15 protein-coding genes are annotated in these 21,295 nt (G+C 69.7%); 4 read left to right on the top strand and 11 right to left on the bottom strand.

Features of this window, described 5'->3' with window-relative positions:
• The first annotated feature begins 56 nt into the window (after positions 1-56).
• The 3 genes from Q8S40_RS00300 to Q8S40_RS00290 are packed head-to-tail and all read left to right on the top strand — an operon-like array spanning position 57 to position 5,032.
• Positions 57-1,223 (top strand): efflux RND transporter periplasmic adaptor subunit, encoded by a 1,167-nt coding sequence (locus Q8S40_RS00300; RefSeq protein WP_305668834.1) that lies wholly within the window; start codon positions 57-59, stop codon positions 1,221-1,223.
• Positions 1,224-1,232: 9 nt separating this feature from the next.
• Positions 1,233-4,382, top strand: coding sequence for an efflux RND transporter permease subunit (locus Q8S40_RS00295; RefSeq protein ID WP_305668833.1), 3,150 nt, complete (start codon positions 1,233-1,235; stop codon positions 4,380-4,382).
• Positions 4,383-4,387: 5 nt separating this feature from the next.
• A complete protein-coding gene (locus Q8S40_RS00290) occupies positions 4,388-5,032 on the top strand; it encodes a TetR/AcrR family transcriptional regulator (RefSeq protein WP_305668832.1) in 645 nt (214 codons plus the stop codon).
• Positions 5,033-5,044: 12 nt separating this feature from the next.
• Here Q8S40_RS00290 and Q8S40_RS00285 read toward each other — a convergent pair whose 3' ends face one another.
• The 3 genes from Q8S40_RS00285 to Q8S40_RS00275 all read right to left on the bottom strand — a co-directional run bounded on the left by Q8S40_RS00285 (position 5,045) and on the right by Q8S40_RS00275 (position 9,236).
• A complete protein-coding gene (locus tag Q8S40_RS00285; RefSeq protein WP_305668831.1) occupies positions 5,045-6,442 on the bottom strand; it encodes a M20 family metallopeptidase in 1,398 nt (465 codons plus the stop codon).
• Positions 6,439-8,178: a M28 family metallopeptidase gene (locus Q8S40_RS00280; protein ID WP_305668830.1), complete on the bottom strand. Its 1,740-nt coding sequence runs from the start codon at positions 8,176-8,178 to the stop codon at positions 6,439-6,441. The genes Q8S40_RS00285 and Q8S40_RS00280 overlap by 4 nt, the downstream gene beginning before the upstream one ends.
• Before the next feature lie 83 nt (positions 8,179-8,261).
• Positions 8,262-9,236, bottom strand: a complete 975-nt coding sequence (locus Q8S40_RS00275; RefSeq protein WP_305668829.1) for a ketopantoate reductase family protein — start codon at positions 9,234-9,236, stop codon at positions 8,262-8,264.
• Between the two features lie 108 nt (positions 9,237-9,344).
• On the opposite strand from Q8S40_RS00275, the gene Q8S40_RS00270 reads away from it, so the two are divergent.
• Positions 9,345-11,585, top strand: a complete 2,241-nt coding sequence (locus tag Q8S40_RS00270) for a PAS domain-containing protein (RefSeq protein ID WP_305668828.1) — start codon at positions 9,345-9,347, stop codon at positions 11,583-11,585.
• A gap of 37 nt (positions 11,586-11,622) precedes the next feature.
• Here Q8S40_RS00270 and Q8S40_RS00265 read toward each other — a convergent pair whose 3' ends face one another.
• The 8 genes from Q8S40_RS00265 to Q8S40_RS00230 form a co-directional block, all read right to left on the bottom strand.
• Complete coding sequence (locus tag Q8S40_RS00265; RefSeq protein ID WP_305668827.1) at positions 11,623-13,278, bottom strand: thiamine pyrophosphate-binding protein; 1,656 nt, start codon at positions 13,276-13,278, stop codon at positions 11,623-11,625.
• Positions 13,279-13,351: 73 nt separating this feature from the next.
• On the bottom strand, positions 13,352-14,392 hold the full coding sequence (locus Q8S40_RS00260) for a D-isomer specific 2-hydroxyacid dehydrogenase family protein (protein ID WP_305668826.1): 1,041 nt from the start codon (positions 14,390-14,392) through the stop codon (positions 13,352-13,354).
• Positions 14,389-16,467, bottom strand: a complete 2,079-nt coding sequence (locus Q8S40_RS00255; protein WP_305668825.1) for an acetate--CoA ligase family protein — start codon at positions 16,465-16,467, stop codon at positions 14,389-14,391. Before Q8S40_RS00255 ends, Q8S40_RS00260 begins: the two co-directional genes overlap by 4 nt.
• Before the next feature lie 11 nt (positions 16,468-16,478).
• The gene (locus Q8S40_RS00250) at positions 16,479-17,540 is read right to left on the bottom strand and encodes an acyl-CoA dehydrogenase family protein (RefSeq protein WP_305668824.1); all 1,062 of its coding nucleotides are present in this window, start codon (positions 17,538-17,540) and stop codon (positions 16,479-16,481) included.
• Between the two features lie 4 nt (positions 17,541-17,544).
• A complete protein-coding gene (locus Q8S40_RS00245) occupies positions 17,545-18,717 on the bottom strand; it encodes an acyl-CoA dehydrogenase family protein (RefSeq protein WP_305668823.1) in 1,173 nt (390 codons plus the stop codon).
• A 1-nt stretch (position 18,718) separates the two neighbouring features.
• Positions 18,719-19,489 (bottom strand): enoyl-CoA hydratase/isomerase family protein, encoded by a 771-nt coding sequence (locus Q8S40_RS00240; RefSeq protein ID WP_305668822.1) that lies wholly within the window; start codon positions 19,487-19,489, stop codon positions 18,719-18,721.
• 73 nt (positions 19,490-19,562) lie between these two features.
• Positions 19,563-20,225 carry a TetR/AcrR family transcriptional regulator gene (locus tag Q8S40_RS00235; RefSeq protein WP_305668821.1) on the bottom strand — a complete coding sequence of 221 codons (663 nt, stop codon included), beginning with the start codon at positions 20,223-20,225 and terminating at the stop codon, positions 19,563-19,565.
• A gap of 34 nt (positions 20,226-20,259) precedes the next feature.
• Positions 20,260-21,273, bottom strand: coding sequence for a tripartite tricarboxylate transporter substrate binding protein (locus tag Q8S40_RS00230; protein WP_305668820.1), 1,014 nt, complete (start codon positions 21,271-21,273; stop codon positions 20,260-20,262).
• Between the last annotated feature and the right edge of the window lie 22 nt (positions 21,274-21,295).

The raw sequence follows: 21,295 nt of genomic DNA, 5'->3' as shown, positions 1-21,295 counted from the left end.
CATTGGAAACCGACCAGTATCCATTCAACGAAAACTCTCCGGTTTCCAGAGGTCCCATGCCCCATCCCTTCGGCCGGCGCCTGGCCGCGCTCGGCCTTGTTCTGTTGCTGGCCGCCTGCGAGGAGCAGCCGCGCGGCGCCGCGGCGCAGCCCGCGCCACCCCCCACCGCCGTCACCGTGGTGACGCTGCAGCGGCAGGAGATCCCGGTCACCACCCTGCTGCCCGGCCGTACCGCCGCCTTCCAGGAGGCCGAGGTGCGGCCCCAGGTCGGCGGCCTGGTGCGGGAGCGTCTGTTCACCGAGGGCCAGGCCGTCACCGCCGGCCAGCCCCTGTTCCAGATCGACCCCGCCACCTATGAGGCGGCGCTGTCGCGCGCCGAGGCGGCGCTTGCCCGGGCCGAGGCGACGCAGCGGGCGGCATCAGGTACCGCCAACCGCTACCGCACCCTGGTCCGCACCCAGGCGGTCAGCCAGCAGAACCTGGAGAATGCCGAGGCTGCGCTGCGTGAGGCGCAGGCCGATGTGCTCTCCGCCCGCGCCTCGCTGGAGACGGCGCGGATCGACCTCGGCCATACCCGCGTCACCTCCCCCATCGCGGGCCGCAGCGGGCGGTCCAGCGTGACGGTGGGCGCGTTGGTCACGGCGAACCAGACGGCCTCTCTGGTGACCGTGACGCAGCTCGACCCCATCAATGTGGACGTTACCCAGCCCAGCGCCGCGCTGCTGCAACAGCGCCGGGATGTGGAAAGCGGTGCGCTGCGCCGGGCCTCGGCGGAGATCGCGCCGGCACGGCTGATCCTGGAGGATGGCTCCCGCTACCCGCATCCGGGCCAGATCCAGTTCTCCGAGGTCATCGTCGATCAGGGCACCGGCTCCGTCACCCTGCGGGCGGTGTTCCCCAACCCGGACCAGATGCTGCTGCCCGGGATGTTCGTGCGGGCGGAGGTGGAGGAAGGCGTCACCGACCGGGCGCTGATGGTGCCGCAGCAGGCCGTGCTGCGCACCCCGCGCGGTGAGCCGATGGCCTATGTGGTGAATGCCGAGGGCGTGGTCGAACAGCGCATCCTGCAGGCCGGGCGTGCCATCGGCACGGACTGGATGGTGACCGGCGGCGTGCAGGCCGGCGACCGCGTGGTGGTGGAGGGCGTGCAGCGCATCCGCCCCGGCGCCCGCGTGAACGCAACCGAGCGCGGCGCCGCGCCCGCCACGCAGCCCCGCAGCTAGGCCCCCGACATGGCACGTTTTTTCATCGACCGCCCGGTCTTCGCCTGGGTGCTCGCCATCGGCATCATGCTGGCCGGCCTTCTGGCGCTGCGCACCCTGCCGGTGGCGCAGTATCCGGCGATCGCGCCGCCCGCCATTTCCGTCACCGTCAGCTATCCCGGTGCTTCCGCCGAGACGGTGCAAAGCACGGTGGTGCAGGTGATCGAGCAGCAGCTCAGCGGCATTGACGGGCTGCTGTACTTCTCCTCCAACACCACCAAGGATGGTGCGGCGACCATCCAGCTCACCTTCGCGCAGGGCACCAACCCGGACACGGCGCAGGTGCAGGTGCAGAACAAGGTGCAGCTGGCCGTGCCGCGACTGCCGCAGGCGGTGCAGCAGCAGGGCATCCGCGTTGCCAAAGCCAGCAACAGCTTCCTGCTGGTGGTCGGTTTCGTTGCCACCAATGGTGACATGAACAATGCCGACATCGCGGATTTCCTGGTCAGCTCGGTGCAGGACCCGATCAGCCGCACGCCGGGCGTTGGCAACTACCAGGTTTTTGGCTCGCAGTTCGCCATGCGGATCTGGCTGGATCCGGCGAAGCTGGTGAATTACGGCATGACGCCCGGCGATGTGCGAACCGCGATCCAGGCGCAGAATGTGCAGGTCTCCTCCGGCGAGATGGGCGCGCAGCCCTCCGTGCCCGGCCAGCAGCTGAACGCCACCATCATCGGCCCGTCCTATCTGCAGACGCCCGAGCAGTTCGGCGCCATCCTGCTGCGCGTGCAGACGGATGGCGCGCAGGTGCGGCTGCGCGATGTGGCGCGGGTCGAGGTCGGCGCGGACAACTACGCCTTCACCAGCCGCTACAACGGCCAGCCGGCCGCCGGCATCGGCATCCAGCTGGCCAGCGGCGCCAATGCGCTGGATACCGCCACCGCGGTCCGCGCCACCATCGAATCGCTGCGGCCGAACTTCCCGCCCGGGCTGCAGGCCGTCTATCCGCTGGACACCACGCCCTTTGTCCGCCTGTCCATCACCAGCGTGATGCACACGCTGATCGAGGCGGTGGTGCTGGTCTTCCTGGTGATGTTCCTGTTCCTGCAGAACCTGCGGGCGACGCTGATCCCGACGCTTGCGATCCCGGTCGTGCTGCTGGGTACCTTCGCCGTGCTGTCGGCAGCGGGCTTCACCATCAACACGCTGACCATGTTCGGCCTGGTGCTGGCCATCGGCCTGCTGGTCGATGACGCCATCGTGGTGGTGGAGAATGTGGAACGCGTGATGGCGGAGGAACATCTCTCGCCCATCGAGGCCACGCGCAAATCCATGGACCAGATCACCGGCGCGCTGATCGGCATCGGCCTGGTGCTGTCCGCGGTGTTCCTGCCAATGGCCTTCTTTCCCGGCTCCACCGGCGTGATCTACCGGCAGTTTTCGCTCACCATCGCAACCGCCATGGCGTTCTCCGTGCTGGTCGCGATCTTCTTCACGCCGGTGCTCTGCGCCACCATGCTGAAGCCGCACAAGCCAGGACAGGGCAAGCGCGGCATCTTCGGCTGGTTCAACCGGGGCGTGGACCGCACCACCGCGGCCTATGAGCGTGGCGTGCGCGGCAGTATGCGGCGGCCCTGGCGGATGATGGCGGTCTATGCGGCGCTGCTGGCCGGACTCGGCTTCGCCTTCCTGCGCCTGCCCGGCGGCTTCCTGCCGAACGAGGACCAGGGCACCGCCTTCGTGCAGGTCATCGCACCGCCCGGCGCCACCTCGGACCGCACGCAGCGCGCGTTGGACGAGCTGAACCGCTATCTGCTGGAGGATGAGAAGGATGTGGTCCAATCCTTCTTCGGCATCAACGGCTTCAGCTTCAGCGGCCGCGGCCAGAATGCCGGCCTCGGCTTCATCAGCCTGCGGCCCTGGGATGAGCGGCCGGGCGGGCAGAACAGCGTGCAGGCACTGACCGGGCGCATCATGCAGCGCTTCGCCGGCTACCAGGATGCCATCGTCGTTGCCTTCGCGCCGCCCGCCATCACGGAACTCGGCAATGCCACCGGCTTCACCTTCCAGCTTCTGGACCGTGCCGGTGCCGGGCATGAGGCGCTGATGGCGGCGCGCAACCAGCTGCTGGGCATGGCGGCGCAAAGCCCGGTGCTGGCCGGCGTGCGACCCAACGGCCTGAATGACGAGGCGCAGTTCCGCCTGGTGGTGGATTGGGAAAGGGCGAGCGCGCTTGGGCTTTCGGTGTCCGACATCAACACCACGCTGTCCACCGCCTGGGGCTCGACCTATGTGAACGACTTCCTGGATCGCGGCCGCATCAAGCGCGTCTACATGCAGGGCGAGGCCGAATCCCGCATGCTGCCGGGCGACCTGGACCGCTGGTTCGTCCGTAATGCCAGTGGCCAGATGGTGCCCTTCTCCGCCTTCGGCCGCACAGAATGGGTCTATGGCTCACCGCGGCTGGAACGCTTCAACGGCATCGCATCGCGTGAGATCCAGGGCACGCCGGCGCCCGGCCGCACCAGCGGCGAGGCGATGGCGGAGATGGAGCGGCTGGCGGCGCAACTGCCGCCCGGCTTCGGCCATGCCTGGAGCGGCATTTCCTATGAGGAACGCGGCTCCTCCGGCCAGGCGCCGGCGCTTTATGCCATTTCGCTGCTGGTGGTCTTCCTGTGTCTCGCGGCACTCTATGAAAGCTGGTCGATCCCGACCGCGGTGATGCTGGTGGTGCCGCTTGGCGTATTGGGCGCGGTGCTGGCCAGCCTGGGGCGCGGCATGTCGAACGATGTGTATTTCCAGGTCGGCCTGCTGACCACCATCGGCCTGTCCGCTAAGAACGCCATCCTGATCGTCGAATTCGCCAAGGAGGGCTTCGATCGCGGGCTCACCCTGGTGGAAGCGGCGGCGGAGGCGGCGCGGCTGCGGCTGCGGCCGATCATCATGACCTCGCTCGCCTTCACCCTCGGCGTCGTGCCGCTGGCGATCGCGACCGGCGCGGGGTCCGGCGCGCAGAACGCGATCGGCACTGGCGTCATCGGTGGCGTGGTGACGGGCACGGTGCTCGCCGTGCTGTTCGTGCCGCTGTTCTTCCTGCTGGTGCTGCGCCTGTTCCGTACGAAGCCGAAGGGACAGGCGGAAGCCGTCACGGCCACGCCGCTGCCGGCGCCGGCGGAGTAGGGGTGATGCCGCAGGACCAGGCCCCGGCCGAACGGCGCAAGCCCGGGCGTGACCCGATGCCGGAGGCGCAGCGGGCGCGGCTGCTCTGCGAGGCCGCCGCGCAGGTCTTCCTGCGCGATGGCTATGCCGCGGCGCGGATGGATGACGTGGCGCGGGGTGCGGGCATGTCCAAGCGCACGCTCTACCAGCTCTACCCCTCCAAGGCCGCGCTGTTCGAGGCGACGATCGCGGAGGCGGTGGCGCCGCTGCATTTGGATACGGAGCTGGAGCGGGACCCCGATCTGCGGCGGGCGCTGAACGGCATCCTGCTGGCGGCCGCGCAGCAGCTTCTGTCGCCCACGCAGAGCGCGATCTTTCGCCTGGTGATCGCGGAGGGGCAGCGCTCACCCGAACTTGCCGAAGCCTTCCACCGGGTGAAGCTCAGCCGCGGTCCGAGCGCCCTGCAACGGCGCCTGGCCGCGGAGATCGCGGCCGGGCGGCTGAAGCTGGCCGACCCGGAGGCGGCCGCCCATATGCTGTTCGGCATGGTCTGCGGCGCCCGGCACATGATGATGATGCTCGGCGTCTGCGAGGCACCCGATGCCGCGACATTGTCGGCCATGGCGCAGGACGCGGTGGAGGTCTTCCTGGCCGGTGCGCTGCGGGCGTGACGAGGGGCGCCTTCAGGCGCCCTTCGGCCATTCCTGCTCGCCGAGATCCCAGAACAGTCCGGCGGCAATCCCCAGCCCCTCGCGCATGATCGGCAGCAGCGCATGTTCGTTCGGCGCGTGCTGGGAACAGCCGCTGTAGGAGTGCGGGATGTACAGCGTGGGCAGGCCGAGCGTGACGGCGAAGGTGTCGTTGGGCAGCGACCCGCCGGCATTCGGCACGATCATCGGCGCCTTGCCGGTGCTGCGCTGGATCGAGGCGGCGACCATGCGCGGCCAGGGCCCGTCCGGGTCCATCCGCGTCGCCGCCCATTCGGCGCCCGCCTTCACCGGCTCCACCGTCACATCCTCGAAGCCGGCTGCGGCCAGATGCCGGCGCAGTGCCGGGATGAAGGTGGAAGGCTTGCGGTCCACCGTGTAGCGGATCTGGCAGCGCGCCACCGCCTCCGGCGGCACGGCGTTGACCGGCGCGGCCGGGTGGCCGCAGGTGAAGGCGAGGATTTCGAAGGTGTTCCAGCCGAACACCTTCTCCGCCGCGGTCAGCCCGCGCTCGCCCCACCAGTGGTTGATCTCCGGCCCATCCGCCCCGCCATCCACTTCGCAATGCGCCAGCGCGGCGCGCACGCTGTTGGGGATTCGCTCCGGCAGGATGTCGCGTGCCAGCACGTGGCCGTCGCGGTCGATGATGGCGGCGATGGCGTGTGCCAGCCGCACGCCGGGGTTGGCCAGCAGCCCGCCCCAATTGCCTGAGTGGTGGCCACCTTCGCGGTACTTCACCCGCAGATCCAGGCTGAGCGCGCCGCGCGTGCCGAGCACCAGCGCCGGCACATCCGGCACCAGCCGCGGCCCGTCGGAGGCGATGAGCACATCCGCCTTCAGCTCTTCCCGGTGTGCGCGGCAGAATTCGTCAATGCCGGGGGAGCCGACTTCCTCGCTGGTCTCCAGCAGGATGATGACATTGAAGCCGAGGCGCCCGCGGATTTTCAGCACCGCTTCCAGCGCCGCCAGGTTGCAGCAATGCTGGCCCTTGTTGTCGACGATGCCGCGGCCGTAGAGCCTTTCGCCGCGCTGTGTCAGCACCCAGGGCGAAAGCCCCTCATGCCATTCGGCATCCAGGCCCAGCACCGTGTCGCCGTGGCCGTAGGTCAGCAGGGTCGGGAGCTTTTCATCCTCGATCCGGCGGCCGATCAGGAAGGGGCCGCCCTTGCCGGTGGGGTTCGGGTGGATGCTGCAGGCGAAGCCGATGCGCGCCAGGTCCGGCGCCATCTCCTCCTCCAGGTAGCGCCACAGATGCGGGCCGGCATCCGGGTCCTGGCTCGCCGTGGGGCAGGCGACGCGGCGGGCCAGCAGCGCCAGCAAGCTGCCATTATCCAGCAGACCGGTGGCGGCGGCGATCGCGGCTTCGCGGGTCATGCCGCGACGGCCTGCTGCACGCGGCGCGTGGCGGCACGCAGCGCCGCGACGAAGCGATTCAGGCCGCGCATCAACTCGACCTGCGCGGGCTTCTGCAATGCCGCCTCAAGCCGCGGCAATTCGCCTGCCACGGCGAGGCCGGGCAGCGGTGGAACGGTATAGGCCGGGTCATGTGCGAAGCGTGCCTCCCGCGTGTAGTTGATGGGCACCAGGATGCGCGACAGCTCATGCACCGCCGCATTGCGCGCCGGAAGCGGTGCCGCGTGCAGCCTGCCCAGCGCGTCGCGCAGCCCCGCCACCGCGGCCCTGGCCGGCGAGAGATCCGCGGCCCCGCCGGAGGCCTTCTCATAGCCCGCGATCGTGGCATCGAATTCGTCGCAGGTCGCGATCCAGTCGAAGGGCAGCGCCTCCGCATTGGCGATCCGCAGCACGCCGAGAAGATAGATCTTCATATCCGTCATCAGCACGCCTTGGTCGGCGATCTCGAGCGTGTCGTTCTCGGTGTGCCAGGCGATGTTCGCGCCGCAGCCGGAGACGTCATAGTAGCCTTTCTCCTTCCGCAGCGCGTCGGGCATGGTGCTGGACAGCATGAAGAAGCTCGGCAGGCCGATATTGTTGAAGGAATAATCGCCGGCCTGTGGCGGCCGCATGGTCCTGATCTCGGCATCCGGCACCACGTCGCGGATGGCGCCGGTGGCCAGCGTTGCGCTTTCGCTGAAGGCGCGCGTCTGGTGGTAGGATGTGGCCCAGCGGCAGCCGGGGCTGTCGCAGTTGATCTGCGCCAGGCAGTTCTCGTCCAGCTCCTGCGCGAAGGCATCGGTGAACCAGGTGGACCCGGCATAGCGGCCGGTGGAATGGCCTGGCCACCAGGCGATCCTGACGCTGCGCTTCAGCGCATCCCGCTGCGCCCACAGCACGCGGGCGATCTCCAGCATCGTCGCATCGCCGGTGGCATTGTCGCCGACGCCGACTTCCCAGGAATCGTAATGCCCGTGCAGCAGCACGAATTTCTCCGGCTCCTCCGTGCCGGGGATGGTGACCACCGGGATCTTCTGCGGAAACCAGCCTTCCAGAAGCTCCGTCATGATGGTGGCCTCGCCGCCCGCCTCGGCCAGCGCCATCAGCTTCATGCCATCCGGGTTGTTCACCGCCACCACCGGAATCTTCGGCTTGCGCGGCAGGTCATGCAGGTCGGGGCTGCCCCAGATGGTGGTGCAGGTGCCCCAGTGGATGTCGATGCCGGGGTTCACCGCGATCAGACCGAGGCCGCCCCATTCCTCGATCAAGCTGGTCAGCGCCGGGTTGCCGAAGCCCTGCATGATGACGATCCTGCCGCCGACCAGGCGCTTCACCTCCTCCACCGAGGTGACGGAGCCGCCGAACAGCGTCGCGATGTCGCGGGTGTAGGATCGCAGCGCCTTCGGATTGGCGGTCAGCTTCACCAGCGGCGCGGTGCGCCCGCCGGGCACCGGCAGGGCGGAGGAGGGCGGCTTGGCGCGGTAGCGCACGCCACCGGCCGTCACCGCGGCATCCAGCGGCACGGACAGGCAGATCTCCGGCTCATGCACCTGCACCGGGATGCCGTGGCGGCGCAGCTTCGCCACGATGACATCCGCCGCCTTGTTCACATCCTCCGGCCGCCAGCGATGCATGCCGGCGAAGGTGGTCACCAGGTCCCAGGGCGCGTCGAGGGAGACGGCATCCAGGAACCGTTGTTCTTCGGCGGTGATCGGCATGGGCGGCATTTCCTCTCGGCGGCGCGCGGGATGGCAGCACCGGCCGTCACGCCGCGCAAGCCACCCATGCTGGAGCCCCGGCGTCACAGCCCCAGCGAGCGGGCCTTCACCCGGATCAGCGCTGCCAGCATCTCCAGCGTCGGCATCCGTGTGCCGGTCAGCGCAGCGAGTTGCAGCGGCACATTGTACAGCGCGTCGATCTCCATGGGCCGGCTGGCCTGGAGATCCTGCAACACGCTGGGGCGGTGGCCGAGCTGCATGTTGGTGGCGACGATCCGCTCCACATCGATCTCGGCCCGGCAGCCCAGTGCCGCGATCAGCTCCGCCACCTCCGCCATCACGCGGCGCGATACCTCGATCAGCGCCGGTTCCTCATGTGTCGATCGCACGGGGGTTTCCGTCAGCACGCAAAGCGGCCCGGCGCTGAGGTTGAAGGCCAGCTTCTCCCAGATCCGGTCGCGGATGCGCGTCTCCGCCAGCACCGGCAGGCCGGCCCGTTCCAGCGCCTGCTGCAACAGGACCACGCCGGATGAGAGGGTGCCATCCGGCGCGCCCAGAATGGTGGGTCGGCTGCGCGGATCGGTCAGCCGCACCACGCCGGGCTGCGGCACCGAACTCGCCGGCCAGGCGATGCCGCCGACCAGCCGGCGCGGGCCGATGGCGGACCACAGCACATCGCCAGGATCGAGCGTCGGCAGGCGGCGCCCGTCCCAGGCGCCGCCATGGCCGTGGAAATACCACCAGGGCACGCCGTTGGTCAGGAAGGTGACCGGCGTATCCGGCGCCAGCAGCGGGCCGATCAGCCCGGCGACACTGGGCAGGGACGGCGCCTTCACCGTGACGAAGACGCCATCCTGCACCCCCAGATCGGCCGGGTCTTCACTGGCGCGGACCGGCACCGTGAAGGTCTCGTCGCGCGTTTCCACCGTAAGCCCCTGGGCGCGGATGGCGGCGAGATGGGCGCCGCGGGCGACGATGGATACCTCGATGCCGGCGCGCGCCATGTAGGCCGCGATGAAACCGCCGATCGCGCCGGCGCCGAAGATACAGATGCGCATGTCACGTACCCTTCTGGATGGAATGCGCCCGGGCGAGGGGTTGAAACTCAGACGGTCGCAAACAATCAAAAGATTGACACAGACAACGGTCGGCGTGAAATACCGCCCATGGCGCCCAGCCGGATCAGAGACGTCTCGCTATCCGCAGAGCTGGAAGCCTTCGCTCATGCGCGCCTCGCCTCCGGCCAGTTTGGCAGCGCAAGCGATCTGGTCAGTGCCGCGCTGCGCCCCGCACCGCCCGCAGCCGGAGCCTCCGAAGCCGTGCCGCACCAGGATCTGCTGCGTGACATGGCGGAGGAGTCCCCCGCCATGCTCTGGGTCGCCGACCGGCACGGACGCGCCGTCCTGCTGAATCGCGCGCTGCGCGATTTCTGCGGTGTGCCCGGCGGAGATGCCGGTGCCCTCGATTGGAACCGGCTACTGCACCCCGAGGATGCGGCCGCCGTCGCCGCAACCTTCGCGGCGGGCCTGCGTGACGGGGTGCCCTTCGTGGCGGAGGGCCGCTACCGGCACGCCGCCGGCGGCTACCGCACGCTGCGGACGGAGGCGCGGCCGCGCTTCGGCGCAGATGACCGCCTCCTCGGCCTGTTCTGCGTCGCCGCCGACGTGACCGAGATGCGGCAGGCCGAGGCGCGGCGGCGGCTGGCGAAGGAGGCCGGCGGGATCGGTACCTTCGAATGGGACCTGCGGAGCGGGCGCGTCGAATGGTCGCCCGAGATGTTCCGTCTGCATGACATGGACCCGGCCACGCCGCCCGAGGTGCTGATGCAAGCCTGGCTGGCCCGCATCCATCCGGAGGACCGTGACCGGGTGGCCCAGGACCTGCGCGACCTGCGGGCCGGGAATCGCCCGCTGCAGGGGGAATTCCGCATCCTGCTGGCGGATGGCGAGACGCGCTGGATCATGGCACGCGGCGTTCTGGTGCGGGATGAGGCGGGGCAGGCGCCGCGCATCTCCGGTGTCGGCATGGACATTTCAGGCCTGCGCCGGGCCGAGGCGAAGGCGCGCGAAAGCGAGGCGCAGCAGCGCGCGATGTTCGATGCCGCGCCCTTCGGGGTCATCGTCATCGATCCCGGGACCCATGCCGTGCTGGATGTGAACCAGCGCGCCTGCGAGGACCTTGGCTACAGCCGTGACGAGTTCCTTCGCCTGGTCATCGGCGATATCGATACGGCGGCCGATGCGGAAACCATCCGCGCCCGCGGCCGCCAGGGCCGCCTGCATTGCGGCGCGCAGGAATTCGAGGCCCAGCACCGTACCCGCAACGGCAGCCTGCGGGACGTGCTGGTGCGGGTTGTGGGGCTCGAGATCGGTGGGCGCAATGTGAGCTACGGCGCGCATCTCGACATCACCGACCGCAAGCGGGACGCGGCCGCGCTGCGCGCCAGCGAAGCGCGGCTGCGGCTGGCGCTGGAGGCAGCCGGCTTCGGCACCTGGGAGTATGATATCCGTCGCGACCGAGGGGCGCGCAAAGGCGTGTTTGCCAACGATTTCCCGGGCGTCCCGGCGACGGGTTTCAGCCTGGAAACCTGGCTGTCGCCGGTCCACCCGGAAGACCGCCCCTTGGTGGAGGCCCGCCTGCGGGAGGTGCTGGAAGGTCGCGCGGCAGGCTATGTGGCCGAATTCCGCGTGCCCCGGCTGGAAGGCGGCTGGCGCTGGATGGCCTCCCGCGGCGCGGTGGTGGAGACGGATGAACAAGGGCAACCGCTGACCCTGGCCGGCATCTCGCGCGACATCACGGAAAGCCGGCAGGTGGCGGAACGCCAGGCGCTGCTGGCGCGGGAGGTGGACCACCGGGCGAAGAACGTGCTGGCGGTGGTGCAGGCGGCATTGCGGCTGACCCGGGCGGCGGATCTGCCTTCCTACATCCGCGCCATCGAGGGGCGGGTGGCGGCGCTCGCCCGCACGCAGACCCTGCTGGCGGAGAATCAGTGGGACGGCGCCAGGCTGGACGCGCTGCTGCGGGGCGAGATCGCCGCCTTCGCCGATGACGGGCGCGTGGCGCTGGAAGGCCCGGCCGTGGCGCTGAGGCCGGCGCTGGCCCAGGCGCTGGCCATGGCGATCCATGAACTGGCGACCAATGCCGTGAAGCACGGCGCGCTTTCCACCCTGGCCGGCCGGGTGCGCGTGGCCTGGCAGGTGGCGGGCGGCCCGCCCGGCCGGCTGCACCTGTCATGGTGCGAGGTGGATGGTCCGCCGCTGCCCGGCCCACCGGCGCGACGCGGCTTCGGGTCCCGCGTGCTGGAAGCGACGCTGTGCCGGCAGCTCGGCGGCACGGTGGATGTGGACTGGCAGCCCGGCGGCCTGGTCTGCCGGATCGAGGTGCCGCTGGCACAACGCGGCGGTTGAACGCGGCGCCGGACGCCCAAAGCTACGCGGCCCAAGGTTAGGGCGCCCAAGGCTCCGGCGCCCGGCAGTCGATGTCGGTGACCACATCCACCACCACCGTCTCCTCCGCCGCCATCGCCTCGGCCAGCGCCGCGGCGAGGTCGCCCGGACGTTCCACGCGGATGCCGCGCAGCCCGAACTGCCCGGCAAGCGCCGCGAAATCGGTGGGGCCGAAGCGCAGCACCTGCTCCGCCGCCACCGGGCGGTTGCCGGCCTGCTTCAGGTAGTTGGGCCAGCCCTGGCCGAAGCCGGAATTGTTGTTCACCACCAGCACCACCGCGATGCCGCGGCGCTTCGCCGTCTCCAGCTCCGTCAGGTGATAATACAGCGCGCCATCGCCGGACCAGCACACCACCTTGCGCGCCGGCGCCGCGCATTTCGCGCCCAATGCGGCCGGAAAGGCCCAGCCGAGCGAGCCCGCCGCGCGCAGGTAGGTCTGGCCCGGGGCGAGGTCGATCAGCGTGCCGGTCCAGATGCCGGAATAGCCGGTATCCGCCACCAAAATGCCATCCGCCGGCAGCGCCCGCGTGATCTCGGCGGCGAGGCGCGCCGGGTCGATCGCCATGGCATCACTGGCCAGGCGCGGCGCCATGGCGGCACGCCATTCCGCCATCAGCGCCTGCGCCTGGCCGAGCAGCGCGCCATCCCGCGCCGGTTCGCCGAGTTCGGCCACCAGCGCCGCCAGCGTCGCAAGCGGGTCGCCGAGCAGCGCCACCTCGGTCGCGTAGCTGCGCTCGAATTCCAGCGGGTCGGCGTCGATCTGGATGATGCGCGTGCCGGGTGCAGGAATGCGCCAGGCATGGCTCAACTGGTCGCCGGTGTCGCAGCCGATGAACAGCACCAGCTCCGCCGCATGCACGATCCGATTGGCCGGCGGTGCCGAATAGCTGCCGACCACGCCGATGGCGTGCGGGTCCCGCGTATCGATCAGCCCGCGTGCGCCGAGCGAGGTGGCAACCGGCGCGCGCAGCAGCCGCGCCAGCGCCAGGACCTCCGCCCCGCAACCGGAAAGCGCCGCGCCGTCACCGGCCACGATCACCACGCTGTCGGTGGACCGCAGCGCCGCCACCGCCGCGCGCAGCGATGCGGCATCCGCCACCGGCCGGTGCCTTGGTGCAGTCCACGCGCCGAGTGCGGCGGGCTCGGCCTCGGTCTCGCTGATCTCGACGAATTCGCCCATCAGCCCCTTGAGGTCCAGATGCACGGGGCGCGGCGGCGCGCTGACGGCCGCCGCCCAGGCCTGGCGGAACCGCCGCGGCAGCTCGCCCGCAATCTCCACCTGCGCCGCATGGCGCGTGACCGGCGCAAACAGCGGCGCATGCGGCACTTCCTGATAGGCGTTGCGGTGCTGGTGATCGAGCGGCTTGTGACCGGTGAGCGCCAGCACCGGGCTGCGCCCGAGCCAGGCATCCTGCAGCCCGGCCGCGAGGTTCGCCGCACCCACCGATTGCGCCGCCACCACGCCGGGCCGCCCGGCAATGCGGCCATAGGCATCCGCCATATAGGCGGCGGCCTTTTCGGTATGCGCCAGCACCGGCTGCACGCCCACCCGCTCCATCTCCAGCAGCGTGCGCCGCAGCACCGCATCGACGAAAAAGAAATGCGTCTGGCCGGAGGCCTTGAGGCTGCGGGCCAACCATTCGGCGCCATTCATCGCGGCGTTCCCTTGATGCGTTTCCTGCCTGCCAGGGGTAAAGCCGGCGCCTGCGCCTGTCGATCCCCCGGGGCTACGCCGGGGCGCGCTGTGCCCACCGTTGCCTGTAGGCCGGTAGCACCTCCGGGTTCACCAGCCGTGGCAACGCCTCGCCCCGCGCGGCGGCGATGAAGCCCTCCGCGGCGAAGCGGCCGACGCGGGCGCGGCTTTCCTGCGTGACGCCCGCGGTGTGCGGCGTTGCGACCACGCAAGGATGCGTGAGCAATGGATGGTCCGCGGGCGGCGGTTCCTGTTCCCACACATCCAGCCCGGCACCGGCAATATGGCCCGATCGCAGCGCGGCCAGCAGCGCCGCCTCATCATGGATATGGCCACGCGCCGTGGTGACGAAGATGGCGCCCGGCCGCATGGTGGCAAAGGACTCCGCGCCGAACAGCCCGCGTGTCGCCGCCTCCAGCGGGCAATGGACGGAGACGATGTCGGCCGCCGCCAGCAATTCCGGCAACTCCACCTTGGTCGCGCCCCGCGCATCGCAGTCGGTGGCGGAGAGGTAGGGATCGCAGGCCAGCACGCGGCAGCCGAAGGCCAGGCGCAGGACCTCCGCGACGCGCCGCCCGACATGGCCGAGGCCGACCAGCCCCACCGTCCGGCCCGCCAGTTCCCGCCCCATGAAGGCGCCACGATCCGCGGCGCCGCCCGCGCGCATGGCGTGCGCGGCCTCCGGCATGCGCTTCAGCAGCGTCAGCATCATGCCCACCGCGTGTTCCGCCACGCCTTCCGCATTGCCGCCGGCCTGGTTGAGCACGGCGATGCCGGCCGCGGTGCAGGCGGGCACGTCGATGGTGTCGTAGCCCGCGCCATAGCTGGAGACGGCGCGCAGGCGGGGCAGGGCGGCCAGCAGCGCCGGCGTGACGTGCCAGGCCAATGGCAATTCATCCCGCGCCGCCTGGACATAGTAGCCCTGGCACTCGGCCAGCCCGGCCAGGATGCGGTCCGCCCCATCCGCCAGGGTCAGGCGGACCACCTCAAGCTCCGGCGCGGTGGCCATGGCGTCGAGGAAGCTATGATGCATCGGCCGGTCGAGATAGCCGACACGGAAGCGGGGCGTGCTCATCCGCGCAGCGCCACGAGCGCATCCAGCGCCACGCCGCCCTGCTGCTGCACCAGGAAGGGATTGATCTCGATGCTCTCGACCTCCGGCTGCGCTGCGGCGAAGGCCGCGACGGCACAGAGTGCGGCCACCAGCGCCGCCTTGTCCAGAACCGGCCCGCCGCGCCAGCCCGCCAGAAGCCGCACGCCCTGCACGGAGTCCACCAGCGCCGCGGCGCGCGCCTGCGTCAGCGGGGCGGAGGCGAAGGCGACGTCGCGGAACAATTCCACCGAGACGCCGCCAAGGCCGAACATCACCATCGGCCCGAAGATCGGGTCGCGCTGCACGCCGATGATGGTCTCGACCCCGCCGCGCACCATCGGCGCCACCAGCACGCCATCCAGCCTGGCATCCGGCCGGGCGGTGCGGGCGCGGTGCATCAGTGTGGCGAAGCCCTGCCGCACCGCATCCGCATCGGCCAGGTCCAGCAGCACGCCGCCGATCTCGGTCTTGTGCGCAATGTCATCCGACAGGATCTTCATCACGACGGGATAGCCGACGGCATCCGCGGCGCGCATCGCATCCTCGGCGGATGCGCAGACATGTTCGGGCAGCACCGGCACACCGATCTCGGCCAGCAGCGCCTTGGCCGCTGCCTCGTTCCCCGCGGCCAGGCGGCGCGGCGCGGCGGCGACCACCACCTCCGGCACCGCCAGGGCAGCGTCCTGCAATGCCCGCAGCCGCGCCGCGCCGGTCACCGCCTTCACCGCCCGCGTCGGGTCCTCGAACACCGCGACGCCGAGCGCCTCCAGCTTCGTGCGAACCTCCTCCACCGAGGTCATCACCGCCACCACCACACGATCCGGCGCGGCCTGGCGCAGCGCGGCCAGGGTCTGCTCCAGCGGCGGGAAGCGCGGGATGTTGCGGCCGAGATGCGCCAGGTAGAACAGGAAGCTGCCGAGTTCCGCGCCGCACAGCATCTCCTGGCTGATCGCCTCGAAGACATGCATGCGGCCATTGAGCTGCGCAGTCGTGTCGATCGGGTTGCGGCCGCCGGCCATGGGCTGGATCGCTCGGATGCGCGCCAGCACGTCATCGGCCATCGGCGGCACGGACAGTCCGGCCTCGATGCAGGCATCCGCCATCAGCACGCCGATGCCGCCGGAGACGGTGAGCACGCCGACCGCATCATTCGGCGGCAACGGCGCGATGGCACAGAGATAGGCGATGTCGATCATCTCCTCAATCGACTGCGTGCGATAGGCGCCACATTCGCGGAACACCGCGCCGAAGATGCGGTCCTCCCCGGCCAGCGATCCGGTATGCGTGGCAGCCGCCGCGGCGCCGACCTCCGTGGTGCCGACCTTCATGATGATCACAGGCTTGCGCGCGGCTGCCGCCTTCAGCAGCGCGCGCCGCAGCGCCGCGCCATCCTTGCAGCCTTCGAGCGAGGCGCAGATTACCCGGGTGCCAGCATCATCCGCCAGATAGTCGATGGCCGCAGCCACATCGATATCCGCCTCATTGCCCGTGGCGATGGCGCGGCTGATGCCGATGCCACGCAGATGCGCCGCGGCGTAGATATGGCTGCCATAGGCGCCGCTTTGCGTGGCGATGCCGATCACGCCCGGCCCCGGCTGTGCGGTGGCGAGCAGGGAGGAGAAGGTGCCGAAGAACCCGTCCGGCGGGCTGATGCTGCCCAACGCATTCGGCCCCGTGATCCGCATGCCATGCTTGCGCGCCAGCGCCGCCACGCGGTCCTGCATCGCCGCGCCCTCTGCGCCTTCCTCGGCGAAGCCGGAAGACAGCACCTGCACATGCAGGATGCCCTTCGCCGCGCAATCCTCCAGCGCCGGTTCCACCAGTGACGCCGGCAGCAGCATCAAGGCGCAATCCGGCACCTCCGGAAGGTCCCGCACGCTCGGCCAGGCGGGCAGGCCCTGGACCTGCTTCGCGGTGACGTTGATCGGGTAGATGCGCCCGCGATAGCCCAGCTCCCGCAGATGCAGCAGCGTGCGGCCGCCGAGCTTGTCGGGATCATTCGAGGCGCCGATCACCGCGACCGAGCCAGGTCGGAACATCTTCTCCAGCGGGTGCATCCCAGGCTCCGTCACGCGGCCCGTGCCAGCAGGCGGCCTGCCTGGAAGCTGCGGTCGCCGAATTCGAATTCCGCCATCATCACGCGGCGCGCCAGACGGATGGCCGCAACACCCTCCGTCAGCCCCATGCCGCCATGCATCTGGATGGTCTCATGCGCCACCAGGCGCCCGGCCTCACCCAGCCGCAGCTTGGCCAGAGCGATGTCTCGCCAGGGCAGCGCATCCGCCGAGGCCGCGCCGCGCAGCGCATGCGCCACAAGGCCGCGCAGATTCTCATACTCGACATACATCTCCGCCACGCGATGCCGCAGCGCCTGGTAGGAGGCGAGCGGCGCGTTGAACTGCACGCGGTCCGCGAGGAAGGCGATGGTCTGCTCGATGATCGCCCCCATGGCGGAGACACCCTCCACGCAGGTGATCAGCGCGCCGAGGTCCCGCGCACGCTCAATCTGCGGCGCAAGGCCACGCGCCAGCAGATGCGGTTCTACACCGGCAAAATGCCAGTCAGCCGCAAGCCGCCCATCGATCCGCAGCGACAGCGTCCGGGTGATGCCCGGCGCGGTGGCGGGCAGCAGCAGCACATCGCCCTCGGCGGTGGCGAGCAGCAGATGCGTTGGATCCGGTGGCGTCTCCACCGCGACCACGCCACCCTCAAGCGTTGTGCCGCAGCGCAGCGGCGGCGTGCCGGGGTCGCAAGCCGCATCCGGCAGGATCACGCAGATCCGCGCCGTACCATCTGCGAGTTGCGCCAGCGTATCGCGCGCACCGGCGGCGGCCAGCAGGGCAGGGGCCACCACGCCGCACATGGCAAGCGGCAATGCCAGGCCGCCGCGCCCGGCACCGCAGGCCAGCGCCGCGACATCGGCGAGATCGCCGCCGGCACCACCTGCCTCCTCCGTGACGAGGGTCGCCATCCAGCCGAGCTCCACGATCGCGTCCCACTGCCGGCGCAGGGCCGCAAGATGTTCGCCAGGCTCGGACAGGGCGGAAAGCTCTGCATCGGCCTCGAGCGCGAGGCGCTGCGCCATCTCAAAGGCATCGCCGCCGATCAACGGGGTTGCGGTGAAGGGCATGGCGTCAGGATCCGAAAAGCTGCTTGGCGATCACGTTCTTCTGCACTTCGCTGCTGCCGCCATAGATCGTGCGCACGCGCATATACATGTAGTTCTGCACCCATTCGAGGCCGGGCGCTTCCGCATTCGGGCCGCTGCCATCGATGCGACGGAAGCGCGGCGCCAGGCGCGCGCCCACCGCATCCATCGCCACCTCCGCCACATGCTGGTGGGAAACGCTGGTGCTGAGCTTCATCACGGAGGGCAGCAGGCCAAGCGGCCGCCCCTCCATCACCGCTGCCACCGCTTCCTTCCCCAGGGCCAGCGCGCCGTGCAATTCCGCCTCCGCCAGCAACAGCCGTAGCTCCAGCGCCTCCCGCTTCGCGCGGTGCGCCTCGCCGGCCAGTTCCTGCGCGATGAGGTCGCGCGTGCGTGACAGGTTCTTCAGCGCCGGCGCGACATTGGCGCCGCCCAGGCGTTCCCGCTCCAGCAGAAATTTTCCGTAGGTCCAGCCCTGGCCTTCCTCACCGATGCGGTTGGCCACCGGCACGCGCACATTGTCGAGAAACACCTCATTCACATGGTGCCAGCCATCGATGGTACGGATCGGGCGGATGGTGATGCCGGGTGCGTTGAGCGGGATCAGCAGCAGGGTGATGCCCTGCTGCTTCTTCGCCTCTCTGGAGGTGCGGACCAGCGTGTACATCCAATCCGATTCATGCGCGTGCGAGGTCCAGGTCTTCTGGCCGTCCACCACATACGAATCGCCCTCACGCCGCGCCGCGGTGCGGAGTGCGGCGAGGTCGGAGCCGGCGCCGGGTTCGGAATAGCCCTGGCACCACCAATCATCGCCGCTGAGGATGCCGGGCAGGAAGCGCGCCTGCTGTTCCGCCGTGCCGAATTCGATGATGACGGGGCCGATATGGCGCAGCCCGTGATGGTATTGCGGCGGACAGTCACATTCCGCCATCACTTCATCGAAGATGTGCCGCTGCTGATGGTCCCAGCCGGTGCCGCCGAACGCCTTCGGCCAGGATGGCGCGCCCCAGCCATGCGCGTGCAGGATCTGTTGCCAGGGCTGCCACACCTTGCGTGACAGCTTGCGATAACTGGCGACGACGGCGCGGATTTCCGGCGGGCAGCGGGTCTGCGCGAATTCCGTGACGTCGCGCTGGAAGGCCTCATAATCCACCGCCATCTCAGCGGCCCTTGAAGACCGGCTTGCGCTTTTCAAGCTGGGCGGTGCGGGCCTCCTTGGCATCCTCCGTCTTGGAGAGTTCGTAGGTGAAGTTCTGCTCGAAGCGATAGGCGTCCTTCGCCGGCATCAACTCCACCATGTTGCAGCTCGTCTTGGCATACCGGATGCCGAGCGGACTTTTCTGCGCGATGCGGGTTGCCATCGCCATCGCGGCGGGCATCAGCTCATCGGCAGGCCAGACCGAGTCAATCACGCCGAGGCGGTGCAGCTCGCTCGCCGGCAGCCGGTCACCCGTGAACATCAGGCGGCGCGCGAAGGATTTGCCGAGCAGCTCGTTCAGCATCGCCGCGCCGCCGGCCAGGCCGACATCGATCTCGGGCATGCCGAAGACGGCGGTGTCGGAGGCCAGCATGATGTCGCAGGCGGCCATCAACCCGAAGCCGGCGCCGAGTGCCGCGCCATTCACGGCGGCGATCACCGGCTTTGAACATTCCTTGATGGCATTGCCGGTCTCGCGCGTGATGCGGTTGTGGTGCCAGAAGGCACCGGCCTTGCCCGGATCCGGACGCTGCTTCAAATCCGCACCGGCGCAGAAGATCCGGCCCTGGCCGGTCAGGACCACCACGCGGATGTCGTCGCGGTCCGTCACCTCGTCGAAGATCTCGATGATGCGGTTCCGCATCTCGGCATTCACGGCATTGACCGGTGGCCGGTTCAGTGTCGCCACCGCCACATGGTCCGAAACTTCCAGCTTCACGACATCGGATGACATGGCGTGACTTCCTCCCGACGGACCAACCGAACGGTCGGGAGGTTATGCGCCGCTCCGCCGTCGCGCAAGTGGCTCAGCCCTTCGCCTTCGCCTTGCGGCCCACAGCCTTCTTCGGCGGCGCGGCGCGCAATCCGGCCAGCAGCATGTCGCAGAACTGCCCCGCGATCTCCGGCGCCTTCAGCGGTCCCGCGGGATTGTACCAGCGCGGCATCCAGTTGATCGTGCCGAGCACGAGCCGCCCGGCGATCTTCACATCGGTGGCGTGCAATTCCCCCGAGTCGATGCCGGCCTGCAGGATGTCGCGCAGAAGCTGCTCATAGCGGTCGCGCCAGGCGATGCGTTCCTTGCGCGCGCGCGCCTCCGGATCGCTCCAGAAGGCGGTGGAACCGGCGATCCAGGCCCAGCGGAAGGCCTCGAAGAAGGTCGCCGTCTCCACAATGAAGCGGCGCAGCCGGTCCACCGCCGGCAGCGTCGCATCGTCATGCCGTGCCACATGCAGGTAGATCGACTTCGTCGCGCCCATGGCGAGCGGCCTCAGGATGGAATCCTTGTCCGGGAAGTAGTGGTACAGCGTGGCCTTGGAGATGCCGCACTCCGCCGCGATGTCGCGCATCGAGACACCATCGAAGCCACGCTGCGCGAATTGCCGGCAGGCAACCTCGTAGATCTGGATGATGCGGCCGCTCGGCACTTCCCCATTGCCGTCGAGCCCCAGCAGGCCGGCCAGGTCGTCCACCGGCGGCGGTGGCGCGACCTGGCGCTTGCGCGGCCTAGCTCGGGCGGATGCCGACCCGGCGGATGACGTCGCCCCACTTCGCGACTTCGGTTCGGAGTAGTCCACCCAATTCCTCCGGCGTACTCGAGACGGGCGGAGATGCGCCGGCTGCCCGCATTCTCTCACGCAGCGCCGGCTCCGCAAGCACCTTCACCAGTGCCTGGTTCAACCGGTGGATCATGGGCTGCGGCGTGCCGGCGCGGACGCACAGGTAGTTCATCACCGTCACCTCGAACCCCGGCACCGTCTCCGCCACGGTCGGGATGTCCGGGAGATCCTCCGCGCGGCGGGCACTGGTCACCGCGACCGGGCGCAGCAGGCCCTCCTGGATCATGGGGATCATCGGTCCATAGGTGTCGATGGAGATATCGACCCGTCCCGCCGCCACATCCTGCAATGCCAGCCCGGTGCCGCGATAGGGCACATGCGTCATGCGGATACCCGCCTGCATGCACAACAGCTCCCCCGAAAGGTGGCTGCCCGCGCCGATGCCGGCACTGGCGAAAGTCAGCTCACCCGGCCGCGCCTTGGCGAGTGCGATCACCTCGGCGACGGTGCGCGCGGGGACATCCTTGTTCACCACCATCAGATAGGCGCCCTGCGTCAGCAGGCTGACCGGCGCGAAATCCCGGTCCGGATCATAGGGCAGGTTGGCCATCAGGAAGCGGTTCGTGATCAGCGGGCCCGGCGTGCCGTAGAGCAGCGTGTAGCCATCCGCCGGTGCCTGCGCCACGGCGGCGGTGCCGATGGTGCCGCCCGCACCGCCACGATTCTCCACGATGACAGTCTGGCCCAGCTCCGCACCCAGCGGTTCCGCCACGAAGCGTGCGGTCAGGTCCGCGCCACCGCCCGGCACGAAGGGCACGATCATCCGCAGCGGCCGGGTCGGGTAGGATTGGGCAAGACTGCCGCGCGGCAGCAAGGCCGCGGTGGCGAGTGATGCTGCGGCTGCGAAGGTGGCGCGGCGACCGAGCCCACCCCTGCCGTGGTTGCTGTCCTGCCCGTTCATCCTGGTGTTCCTTCCCGATTCC

Source organism: Falsiroseomonas sp. (assembly GCF_030695085.1).
Lineage (GTDB): Bacteria > Pseudomonadota > Alphaproteobacteria > Acetobacterales > Acetobacteraceae > Falsiroseomonas.
This window is presented reverse-complemented; position numbering and strand designations above follow the sequence as displayed.